We start from the raw sequence: 10,368 nt of genomic DNA on the forward strand, positions 1-10,368 counted from the left end.
ATATTTTGTTCGTTTCGTCGCTGTAGCCTTCTTTGTTTTCGCTACGCTCAAATACAATTTGGGCTACGCAACTCAACTCACGCGCATTCATCCCACGCTCCTAAGAGTGAGACGTGGGGCTTCTGCTGATTAAGCTAAATAGATGTATCCTCACCCATAACCGAGTTGATTTTGAACGACTGCATTTTCAATACATCGAGGAGGACAAACAGCATTTTGGAATTATTGTTGTCCCCCAGAAAAATGCCTATGAAATCGCACAACGGGTTGGTATTTTGGTAAATACGTTAATGGCTGATGAAATTCACAATCAGCTATTGTATGCCTAATTCCTGTGAAAAGTTCAGATCGCCCTTATAACCATGAACATTAACCTAAAACCTATTCTCACTCGCCTCAAACAAGAACTCACTGACCTGTATGGCGATCGCCTACAAAACCTCACCCTCTTTGGTTCTCAAGCTCGTGGTGATGCAGAACCCGGATCAGATATAGATGTGTTGGTGGTGCTGAAACCTCCCGTTAACCCTGGTGAAGAAATTAAACGCACAGGAAAGGCGATCGCTGATCTTTCCCTAGATTATGATGTTGTCATTAGCTGTCTTTTCATGGACGAAACCCACTACCAAACCCGCAACGGTTCTTTGCTTCGTAATATCCGTAAAGAAGGCGTTTTTCTATGACAGAGGAACAACGGGAACTCCTGCTCAAAGCTCAACAGAGTTTAGAAGCGGCAAAACTCTTACTTAACAACAACTTCCCAGACTACGCAACTTCCCGCGCCTACTACGCCATGTTCTACATTGCAGAAGCATTTTTAGAAGGTAAGAGACTTTCATTTTCCAAACATTCAGCGGTTATTGCTGCCTTTGGGCGAGAATTTGCCAAACCTCAACTAGTCCCAACACATTTTCACCGATTTCTGATTGAAGCACAAGAACTGCGAACCACTGGCGACTACGGACAATTGAACGCCGTCACAATAGATCAAGCCGCAGAACAGATTGACCGCGCGGAGGAATTTTTGTCCCTAGCAATTCAGTTTATTGGTGCAATATAAGATGATACTTCTCTTGCAGTTAGTTTCTTAAATGGTGACACTGCAATTATTGAAAGAGTGTTAAATGTTAAATTTCCCAATCCTCAAACCGTAAACCATTTACCCGGCTAAACTCTCGGACATTATGCGTTACCAATATCAAATTATTTACCATAGCAATAGCCGTGATTTGTAAATCATTAGCACCAATAATAATTCCTTTCGCTGATAATTCTGCACGAATTCTTCCATAAATGAAAGAAGCATCATCATCAAAGGGCAATGAAACAAATAACTTGAGAAACTCTTGCTGTCTATCCAGGGTTTTCTCAAGATTATTACTTTTCATCGCCCCATAAAATAACTCACCTTTAACCACAGAACAAACCGCAATATCCGCAAGATTTGTTGATCGTAATCGCTGCCGAATTGCCAAAGACTTACCATTAAGATAACGAGCGCAAACATTAGTATCTAGCAAATAAATCATGCAGCTTCTTCTCTTTGGGCAAAATTATCCTCATCATCAATAACAATCGGATCATCTTGACAACTACCATAAGTTTGTTCAAAAAAACCAGGAGGCCAGCCTAATTCCTCTGGTGATTTTTGCTGGGATTTACCTTTTGTGGATATATCATACTTTTGTGACTTGAACTGTAAAAACTCAATAAAATTTAAAACCTCCTCCTGTTGTTGAGGGGTTAGATTTTGGACTATTTCTAAAATAGATTTTTGCCTTTCTACTGCTTGAGTCATAATTAAAAATCCTCCTTTTCTAAACTTACAACTATTGTAGGTTAGGTAGACGCAAGGAAACTCCACACTATGATTTATTTTATCTAATATATTCGGTTGTGGTGGGATATAACGAAAGCGATAGCGAAGCGCTCTGTAGGAATCGCGCAAGCACTAACTTGTCAGTTCCCATTGTCCCAAGGCTGGAGTAATGACGAAATTTTGCGTAATTATCCAGGTATTACCCTTGCAGACATTCAGGCCTGTCTTGCCTATGCTAGTGCTTCCCTAAAATCTGAAAAAATCTACGCTATTCCTGCCTAATTCATGCGTTTCCTTGCTAACGAAAACTTTCCCCTTTAACGTTAAATTTTCCAATCCTCAAACCGTAAACCATTTACCCGGCTAAACTCCCGGACATTATGCGTTACTAATATCAAATTATTTACCATAGCAATAGCCGCAATTTGTAAGTCATTAGCACCAATAATAATTCCTTTCGCTGATAATTCTCCACGAATTCTTCCATAAATGAAAGAAGCATCATCATCAAACGGCAATGAAACAAATAACTTGAGAAACTCTTGCTTTCTATCCAGGGTTTTCTCAAGATTATTGCTTTTAATCGCCCCATAAAATAACTCAGTGGAAATATAATTAGGGCAACTATAAAATCTTTATACAGGAATACTGGGATATTTACCATTTAGCCGTGTTTGATCAACTACTATCTACTAGGATTCATTTCTAACTAGTGTCAGTTAAGAAAGTGTCACTTCCTACACTAGCAATTTGACTTTAAAAGAGATATCCTGAATGAATGCAAGGAGTGATACCACTTCATCTGATATTTGTTACAATTTTCCTGGCGCTGCTTATACTTTCTGTTATTTGAGTCGCAGGTTTTAAATGTTACAATAGTAGTGAATTGGTAGAAAGTTATACGGGGAACGCTTGGGTTAAAAACTCAGGCGTTTTTTATGTGTCAAATAGCTGCACTTCCACAAATAGTATTAATTTACTAGTTCTTAATAATACTATTTATATTTTGTATAAGCAGAAATTTTTGTGCAAAGAACACACCAACAAATAATTTAAGCAGTATTCTGAGGATAGAGGTTTTGTGGCTCAAGTAGGTTAAATATGGAAACTGAGGAACTAAAACGGCGTTATCTTGCGGGTGAAACATATTTTGTTTCTGCTCAACTAATCAAAGCTAAACTAATTAATGCTTATTTACCAGGGATTAATTTATGGGGAGCGGATTTAAGTGAAGCTAACTTAGCTAAAGCTAAACTTTGGGGAGCAGATTTGAGTAGAGCAAATTTAGTCAAGGCAAATTTGACAAGAGCAAATTTATCCGGTGTTAATCTCACTGAAGCAAATCTTCGAGGTGCCAGGCTGCATTATACTAAGTTGTATGGCGCGAATTTAAATCGTGCATATTATGATGAAAGCACCAAATTTCCGAGAAATTTTGATCCTCTGAGTCACAATATGCAAAAGTTGTAATTACAGCGATTTTCGGGTAAATGAACCACATTTTTTTGTTTCACGCTCCAGACGCAGAGCCGCAGAGAGGAATCAAGAGTTTGGTCTAAATACATGAAAACTGCTGTAAGTAAGTGAACACAATAAAACCAATCTGTGTACAGAAAAGTAAAATCGCCCAAAATCTCTTGCCTCTTGCCTTGCCATAACGACAATTTTTAACGCCAACCTACTTAATTGTTAGTTAATCTTCTGCTGGTGCTGGTATGGGGAATATTTCTCCAGCTAAATATGCGGAAAAATGCTTTTGAAAATAAAGCCAAGATGTCATATCTTCTCCCTCAATATAACTTTTTGGGGCTGCTTTATATAAAGGAACGCGAGTGTTAATCTCCCGTTGTAAAATTGGATGTAATTCTGTTAATCCACTAACTTTTTTACCTGTAGCACTGTAGATTAAATAACCAGGATGTTCACCCATTTTCATCCAGGGCAACCATTGACCAATTCTATCCCAGGATATGCTTAATTGTGTAACTGAATTTAATTGTAAATTTTCTAAATCCGCTGTGGGAACAGAGATTTTAAATAGTTCTGCTGCTTGATAAATTCCTCCTGGACAATAATCAGCAAATTCGGGGTTTTCGGCTAAAGGATTGGGATAATTAGGAAAGATATCAAATACAAAATTCGTTTTTTCTCCGTCTAATTGCACAGGTAATTGACCTTTAAATTTACCCTGAACAGGACTATTGGCAACGTGCATAACGGTGACTGTTTCCTGTGTCCAAGGATTTTCCCATTTATGTAAGATCTCTTTGGTTTCTGGTTTGAGGTAATAGGTTAATTCTCTAGAAGTAAAATCCCAACTACCTTCACCTGTGGGTATACACCTACTCACACTCATTCCCACAATTTTAAATACTAATTGTCGTTTTTCTCCAGGAATAAAACTATAAATATTTCCTGTCCAACTTAAAAAATTTGACTCGTTGGCATCTAGAGAAGCACGGGTTTTAATCCACTGCTGAACATCTACTAATTGAGTTTGGTCTATCATTATATATCTCCTTAAATGCTAAAAAAATTGGCTCTACAACAGTAATACAATGGAGGGCGGGGAAACCCCGCCCCTACAAACCTACTATCTTAATGAAACATGATCTTCTTCTTGCATTTCTAAATGGGAAGAATGATGAACTGGTTGCAAACGTTGGCGAATTGTACCAATGATAATATAAAGGATTGGCACAATAAATAAACTTAAAAAAGTCGCCACAAACATTCCCCCAAATACCGCAGTACCCAGAGATTGACGACTTGCTGCACCCGCACCTGTAGCAGTTGCTAGGGGAAAAATTCCTAACAAAGTCGAAAAAGCCGTCATGAGAATAGGACGTAACCGACCTTGTGCTGCTTCTACGGCGGCTTTGGTAATTGATAAACCTTGCTGTTCTCGTAATTGGTTAGCAAATTCGACAATTAAAATTGCGTTTTTACTGGCTAAACCAATTAACATGACTAACCCAACTTGGCAAAATACATCATTGTTTAAACCTCGTAATGATTGTGATGCTAAAGCTCCCATAATAGCCAAGGGAACTGACAACATAATAATCAAAGGGTCAACATAATTTTCATATTGAGCAGCTAAGACTAAAAAGACGAAAAGTAATCCCAAACTAAAAATGATCGGTGCTTGTCCACCAGATTCTTTTTCCTGAGCCGCAATACCTGACCATTCATATCCCATGCTTGTGGGTAATATCTTTTTAGCTAGTTGTTCCATAGCTAAAGTTGCTTGTCCAGAACTAGTACCAGGAGCGGGAGAACCGTTAATTTCAATGGAACGAAATAAGTTGTAATGATTAATAGTTTGCGCTCCTGTTGTGGGAGTTAATTTGACCAAACTACTCAGAGGAATCATCTGATTAGTTGCAGAACGCACATTTAATAAACCGATATCATCAGGATTGGAACGAAACTGAGCATCTGCTTGGATATATACCCGATATGTGCGGGAAAGAAAATTAAAATCGTTGACATATCTTGAACCCAAATAAGTTTGCAGGGTTTTAAAAATGTTGTCAATAGAAACTTGTAGAGATTTAGCTTTGTTGCGGTCAACTTCAATTAAGATTTGGGGTGTATTGGCGGTAAAGGTGCTAAATACGGCTTGCAGTCCGGGGGTTTGATTTCCCTGGATCATGAACTGACCAACGGTTTGCAGCATAGAATTTAAGCTGTTAGTGCCGGCTATGTCTTGTAATTGAAATTGGAACCCACTAAAACTACCTAAACCACGAATTGCGGGGGGGTTAACGGGGAAAACTCTAGCTTCGGTAATTCCTGAAAAGCTTTTTCTTAAATTACCAATAATGGCTTGGACTGTTTGATTTGATTGTTTGCGTTCGTCCCAGGATTTGAGAGTTGTAAAAATTACACCGCTGTTAGCACTGCTACCACTAAAACCAAAACCTCCAATGGCAAAAGTCCCTGTAACTTCTGGTAATTTGAGGATTGTTGCTTCTACCTCACTCATGACTTTACTGGTGTATTTGAGTGAAGAACCTTCTGGTCCTTGGATAATGGTAATGAAATAACCTTGGTCTTCGTCGGGGAGAAATGCGGTGGGTACGGTCATGTACAACCAAGCGGTGAAACCTAATGAAGCGATAAATAACAGGAGAATAATCGCTTTTATTCTCGTTAAAAATCTTAAAGAGCGCTCGTATCCCCAACCCATGGCTTCTAAAAACCAGTTGATTCGACCGAATACCCAACCAAAAATCCCTCTAGGTGCGGGTGTTTGCCGCAATAATAAGGCAGAAAGAGAAGGGGTGAGGGTGAGAGCCAAAAATGTGGAAATGGCGATCGAAAAGGCGATTGTCAGGGCAAATTGTTTGTAAATTTGTCCAGTTGCACCGGGGAAAAAGGCGACGGGGACAAATACCGCCATTAATACTAGGGAAGTAGCAATTACAGCCCCAAATAGCTCTTGCATGGAGACTGAAGCGGCTCGTCGTGGTGTCATTCCTTCTTCTTCAATTAAGCGGGAAATGTTTTCCACGACAATAATTGCGTCATCAACTACCATTCCTGTGGCGAGGGTTAAACCAAACATGGTTAAGGTGTTGATGGAAAAACCAAAGGCTTTGACAAAGGCGAAAGTCCCCACCAATGACAGAGGAATGGTGATCACAGGAATTAAGATGGTGCGCCAATCTTGGAGGAAAATAAAGATCACGAGAATTACCAGAGCGATCGCCTCTAGAAGAGTTTTTACCACTTCTGCCAAAGACTCCTCTACAATCGTAGTGGTGTCAAATGCCACTTGATATTTCATGCCCGGTGGAAAACTTTGGGATAATCGCACCATTTCCTTTTTGACCAAATTAGCAACGTTTAAAACATTACTTCCCGGTGTCGGAAATATCCCAATCCCTACACCTTCATTCCCCTTAAACCGGAGAAATGAACTATAGTTTTGCGCTCCCAGTTCCGCCCTTCCCACATCTTTCAACTTAATCAAACTACCGTCACCAGCAGTTTTAATTACCACATTTTCAAATTCCTCAACCTCCGTCAGCCTACTAACTGCCCTCAAGTCAATTTGATACATCTGACCATCTACGGCTGGCTCTTGTCCAATTTTCCCCGCACCCACCTGTAAATTTTGTTCATTCAGGGCATTAATCACATCATCAGTAGTCAGATTCCGACTAGCCAACTTATTCGGGTCAAGCCACAGACGCATTGCATAGCGACGTTCACCAAAAATCCGCGCCTCACTGACACCTTTAATCCGCTTCAGGGTATCTACTAAGTATAAATCAGCATAATTACTTAAAAAGACGTTATTTAAGGCTTTATTATCACTAAACAAACCGATCGCTAACAGAATATTGTTAGACTGTTTACTCACAGTCACTCCTGTTTGCTTCACCGCTTCTGGTAACTGGGGTTCAGCCGAGGTGACGCGGTTTTGCACATCAACGGCGGCAATATCCTTATCCCGTGAAGCATCAAATGTGACAGTAATCGTACTACTACCATCATTACTACTACTCGAAGTCATATATTTAATGCCTTCGACACCGTTAATTTGCCGCTCTAAAATCGTTGTGACAGTACTTTCAACAATTTCCGCACTAGCGCCAACATAATTAGAATTGACGATAATCTGCGTAGGACTAATCTCTGGATACTGGGCTGTAGGCAATGCGGGAATACTGATTGCACCAACAAGTAAAATGATAATAGCGCAGACGCTGGTAAATACCGGTCTTTTAATAAAGAAATCAACAAACATAAATTGGTAATTGGTAATTGGTAATTGGTGATTCTTCCTATTCCCTCTTAACTGTCACCTGTCACCTGTCAACTGTCACCTAATTTTCAGGAATTATTGGTAGTCCATCTCTGAGATTTTGTATTCCTGAAACAATTAATTTTTCATCTCTTTGTAATCCCTCGATTACTTGATAATTATTCCCTTTAATATTGCCTAATTTCACCTGTTTTTGTTTAGCTATTAATTGAGAACCACCTTGAGGAGATTTTCCCGTTTCGGCTACAAATACAAAAGTTTCCCCAGCGATTCGAGATATGGCTGTAGTGGGAACTAGCACCCCAGAACGTTGATTCCAAATCACCTTAGCCCGAATTAATTGATCAGATCGAAGTTGCCCATTATCATTGTTATAAAGTGCCTTCACTAATATTGATTGAGAGTTATTTGTTATATTAGGAGAAATAAAGAAGATACTACTATTACCAATAATTTTACCCTGAGCGTTAATTAATTCCACAGGCAATCCTGGACGTAATTGTGTACCTTTTTCCAAGGGAACCTGAATTTTAACGTCCAAAGGTCGGTTTTGGGTAATCGTAGCTAATGGTGTGGAAGTATTCACAAAATCCCCTACCTTCACGGGAACATCACCTACAGTTCCAGAGAAGGGAGCAGTAATTGTATAATATTGAAGTTGAATTTGTTGCTGTCTAATATTGGCATCAGCTTGTTGTAAAGATTTTTCTACCTGGGATATGGTAGCTATTTGAGCCTGAATGCGGGAATCTATCGCCCCTAGTTGGGCTTTTGCTGTCGCCAGTTTGTTAGCATATAAATCCTTAGTCTGACGAGATACAGCCCCTTGTGCAGCTAATTCAGAATAACGCTTATACTCTTGCTGATTTAAACGCAGATCAGCAATATTTGCTAAACGTTCTGCTTGTAAAGATTTCAGAGTAGCGCGAACATTTTCAAGTTGCGCTTGTGAACCTCGACCAGCGGCGGATAAACTACTAACTGCGGCTTGTTGCTGTTGAGAATCTATTTGCAGAATCGCAGTCCCGGAGGAAACTGCATCTCCCGATTTCACGAATATTTGGGAAACCTGACCTTGAATTCTCGGCTGGAGATTGACTGAACGCCGAGATTCTAAACTGGCTATATATTCCGTACTATCTTCAACCGTACCTGTTTGCACTGGTGATAGTTTAACTTTAACCCCTGGAGGTGGCGCATTAGCCACTGCTGGACTTGGTTTTTCAGGATGTAGCAATTTCCAAGCTATCCCGCTGACACCCCCAATTAATAACAGTGCGGCCAATAGCAACCGCGGCCACCGATTGGATTTAGGGGGAGACGGGGGAATTTCTTTAACATCGGTTTGAGGCTCAGGTGATGACATAGCTGATAACAAGTTGAAGGAACGAATAGTTAAAACTCTATGTGTATGATATTAATTTTGAAACTTCTAATTTATGATGAACTGACAAAAATATGTATTATCTAATCTAAATATACAGGCTTTACATTTTTTTACAATCTATTGGCAAAATAATTATCTTGATGATCAATTTCTGAATTTAGTCATAGAGAAAACATTATCTACTTTAGCTCACCTCAAATATAGAAACAGCCTGATTTCCTTGTCACCGTCTTGAACTCAGGATTTATGTCATTTCATGACTAGTAAATTTGTTCTATTAAATAAGTGCTGATTAATGCTTGTTTCTCTTTGGCAGATCGCACCCAGAAATAGGAAAATTGTCTAGGCTACTCTTTCCCTAGTTAGAATTTAACTTAAGCTGTTATTAACCTCAAAATCAACATGATTAATAAATTAACACAACGGTTATTGACTTTGGCTCTGATTTTTACCATTACCTTTTTCTCCTGGTCAGTTCCTTTTGCTTATGCTAGTCACTTCTTCACCAACTCTGGAGAAATTAACGATAATATCAAATTATCTGAATATGATTTTACTCCCCAAGAAAATCAAGCATTACAAGCAATTCGTCAGCGGCGAAATAAAGAAATTGCGGCAATTTTAGATTTATCTCAACGTGAATTGCTTGCTCACGAATTACATAATGGTAATAATATTGATCAAGCTTTGGAAGCATTAAACTTAAGTTCTGAACAACGAGAATTAGTAAATTCTATAAATGTCTTCACTAATTTAAAGTTGAAGGGCATTTTTTCTCGCCATACTTTACTTGATAGTCGTAGATAAGGTTAGGGATTGGTAATGGTAAGTTATGCCAGTTGTGGGAAATATGACTTTTCTGCAACTGGTAATTGTCAGAATCAGGATGTCCAGGATTGAAGGATGAACAGGATTAAAGAAATCAATTACAAAGGATTTATTCTCAACTGACAAAATTTTTTGCTGGTCTGGTTGCGGTGTTGACAATTGTTATTTTATTTTTGGGGAATATTAATATTGTGTATTCTTATCAATAGGAAATTGAGTAATCATGCTTAACAAAGAACCAACTAACAGTCAAGAGAAATTAGATAATTTTTTACAACATATAGAAGCAGCCCGTCAATTAGAGAATGATATCATGAAATATGGGCTAGATGCAGCCTATTTGTATTGTGATGATGTTGAGGGTGATTGGTTAGATACTTGGGGAGATGAGGAAGGGGAAACTATCTCTACCTTAGAGGGTGTTTGAAAAGTTTTGATGGGTAAAATTTTATGCTAATCGCCTCACCATGATCCGAATCATGGCAAGGTAAATAAAAGTCTCTGATGTTTCCGGTAATAACTCATAATCTCTGACCAATCGACGACACCCCATCA

13 protein-coding genes and 1 pseudogene are annotated in these 10,368 nt (G+C 38.9%); 7 read left to right on the forward strand and 7 right to left on the reverse strand.

The window, feature by feature from the left end:
• Nucleotides 1-113 precede the first annotated feature (113 nt).
• From PN471_RS23015 to PN471_RS23025, 3 genes are read left to right on the forward strand one after another with little or no spacing between them, the layout of a single operon-like run.
• Nucleotides 114-329 (forward strand): hypothetical protein, encoded by a 216-nt coding sequence (locus tag PN471_RS23015; protein ID WP_271778797.1) that lies wholly within the window; start codon nt 114-116, stop codon nt 327-329.
• Between the two features lie 33 nt (nt 330-362).
• Nucleotides 363-683, forward strand: coding sequence for a nucleotidyltransferase domain-containing protein (locus tag PN471_RS23020; protein ID WP_271778798.1), 321 nt, complete (start codon nt 363-365; stop codon nt 681-683).
• Nucleotides 680-1,060: a HEPN domain-containing protein gene (locus PN471_RS23025; protein ID WP_271778799.1), complete on the forward strand. Its 381-nt coding sequence runs from the start codon at nt 680-682 to the stop codon at nt 1,058-1,060. Before PN471_RS23020 ends, PN471_RS23025 begins: the two co-directional genes overlap by 4 nt.
• 67 nt (nt 1,061-1,127) lie before the next feature.
• Here the strand turns inward: PN471_RS23025 and vapC are convergent, their stop codons facing one another.
• Both vapC and PN471_RS23035 read right to left on the reverse strand, forming a co-directional pair.
• A complete protein-coding gene (gene vapC, locus PN471_RS23030; RefSeq protein ID WP_271778800.1) occupies nt 1,128-1,529 on the reverse strand; it encodes a type II toxin-antitoxin system tRNA(fMet)-specific endonuclease VapC in 402 nt (133 codons plus the stop codon).
• Nucleotides 1,526-1,798, reverse strand: a complete 273-nt coding sequence (locus PN471_RS23035; RefSeq protein WP_271778801.1) for a DUF2281 domain-containing protein — start codon at nt 1,796-1,798, stop codon at nt 1,526-1,528. The genes vapC and PN471_RS23035 overlap by 4 nt, the downstream gene beginning before the upstream one ends.
• 171 nt (nt 1,799-1,969) lie before the next feature.
• On the opposite strand from PN471_RS23035, the gene PN471_RS23040 reads away from it, so the two are divergent.
• Nucleotides 1,970-2,101, forward strand: coding sequence for a DUF433 domain-containing protein (locus tag PN471_RS23040; protein WP_271778802.1), 132 nt, complete (start codon nt 1,970-1,972; stop codon nt 2,099-2,101).
• Between the two features lie 41 nt (nt 2,102-2,142).
• Here PN471_RS23040 and PN471_RS23045 read toward each other — a convergent pair whose 3' ends face one another.
• The gene (locus PN471_RS23045) at nt 2,143-2,430 is read right to left on the reverse strand and encodes a type II toxin-antitoxin system VapC family toxin (protein WP_334311934.1); all 288 of its coding nucleotides are present in this window, start codon (nt 2,428-2,430) and stop codon (nt 2,143-2,145) included.
• Between the two features lie 490 nt (nt 2,431-2,920).
• Here PN471_RS23045 and PN471_RS23050 point away from each other — a divergent pair, with 490 nt between their 5' ends.
• Nucleotides 2,921-3,289, forward strand: a complete 369-nt coding sequence (locus PN471_RS23050) for a pentapeptide repeat-containing protein (protein ID WP_271778803.1) — start codon at nt 2,921-2,923, stop codon at nt 3,287-3,289.
• 223 nt (nt 3,290-3,512) lie between these two features.
• Here the strand turns inward: PN471_RS23050 and PN471_RS23055 are convergent, their stop codons facing one another.
• The 3 genes from PN471_RS23055 to PN471_RS23065 form a co-directional block, all read right to left on the reverse strand.
• Nucleotides 3,513-4,328: a DUF1838 domain-containing protein gene (locus PN471_RS23055; protein WP_271778804.1), complete on the reverse strand. Its 816-nt coding sequence runs from the start codon at nt 4,326-4,328 to the stop codon at nt 3,513-3,515.
• Between the two features lie 84 nt (nt 4,329-4,412).
• A complete protein-coding gene (locus tag PN471_RS23060) occupies nt 4,413-7,580 on the reverse strand; it encodes an efflux RND transporter permease subunit (RefSeq protein WP_271778805.1) in 3,168 nt (1,055 codons plus the stop codon).
• Between the two features lie 79 nt (nt 7,581-7,659).
• Nucleotides 7,660-8,964: an efflux RND transporter periplasmic adaptor subunit gene (locus tag PN471_RS23065; protein WP_271778806.1), complete on the reverse strand. Its 1,305-nt coding sequence runs from the start codon at nt 8,962-8,964 to the stop codon at nt 7,660-7,662.
• A 423-nt stretch (nt 8,965-9,387) separates the two neighbouring features.
• On the opposite strand from PN471_RS23065, the gene PN471_RS23070 reads away from it, so the two are divergent.
• Together PN471_RS23070 and PN471_RS23075 are read left to right on the forward strand one after the other, a co-directional pair.
• A complete protein-coding gene (locus tag PN471_RS23070; RefSeq protein ID WP_271778807.1) occupies nt 9,388-9,792 on the forward strand; it encodes a hypothetical protein in 405 nt (134 codons plus the stop codon).
• A gap of 244 nt (nt 9,793-10,036) precedes the next feature.
• Complete coding sequence (locus PN471_RS23075) at nt 10,037-10,240, forward strand: hypothetical protein (protein ID WP_271778808.1); 204 nt, start codon at nt 10,037-10,039, stop codon at nt 10,238-10,240.
• Nucleotides 10,241-10,261: 21 nt separating this feature from the next.
• Here PN471_RS23075 and PN471_RS23080 read toward each other — a convergent pair.
• Nucleotides 10,262-10,368: pseudogene (locus PN471_RS23080) on the reverse strand (IS5/IS1182 family transposase); the annotation flags it as partial.

Source organism: Aphanizomenon sp. CS-733/32 (assembly GCF_028330045.1).
GTDB classification, from domain to species: Bacteria; Cyanobacteriota; Cyanobacteriia; order Cyanobacteriales; family Nostocaceae; genus Dolichospermum; species Dolichospermum gracile.

Bases quoted from the DNA above. Each gene is read 5' to 3' on its own strand.
- PN471_RS23060 (WP_271778805.1), bottom strand. From the start codon at position 7,580: ATGTTTGTTGATTTCTTTATTAAAAGACCGGTATTTACCAGCGTCTGC.
- PN471_RS23035 (WP_271778801.1), bottom strand. From the start codon at position 1,798: ATGACTCAAGCAGTAGAAAGGCAAAAATCTATTTTAGAAATAGTCCAA.
- PN471_RS23055 (WP_271778804.1), bottom strand. From the start codon at position 4,328: ATGATAGACCAAACTCAATTAGTAGATGTTCAGCAGTGGATTAAAACC.
- PN471_RS23020 (WP_271778798.1), top strand. From the start codon at position 363: ATGAACATTAACCTAAAACCTATTCTCACTCGCCTCAAACAAGAACTC.
- PN471_RS23050 (WP_271778803.1), top strand. From the start codon at position 2,921: ATGGAAACTGAGGAACTAAAACGGCGTTATCTTGCGGGTGAAACATAT.
- vapC (WP_271778800.1), bottom strand. From the start codon at position 1,529: ATGATTTATTTGCTAGATACTAATGTTTGCGCTCGTTATCTTAATGGT.
- PN471_RS23070 (WP_271778807.1), top strand. From the start codon at position 9,388: ATGATTAATAAATTAACACAACGGTTATTGACTTTGGCTCTGATTTTT.
- PN471_RS23025 (WP_271778799.1), top strand. From the start codon at position 680: ATGACAGAGGAACAACGGGAACTCCTGCTCAAAGCTCAACAGAGTTTA.
- PN471_RS23065 (WP_271778806.1), bottom strand. From the start codon at position 8,964: ATGTCATCACCTGAGCCTCAAACCGATGTTAAAGAAATTCCCCCGTCT.
- PN471_RS23075 (WP_271778808.1), top strand. From the start codon at position 10,037: ATGCTTAACAAAGAACCAACTAACAGTCAAGAGAAATTAGATAATTTT.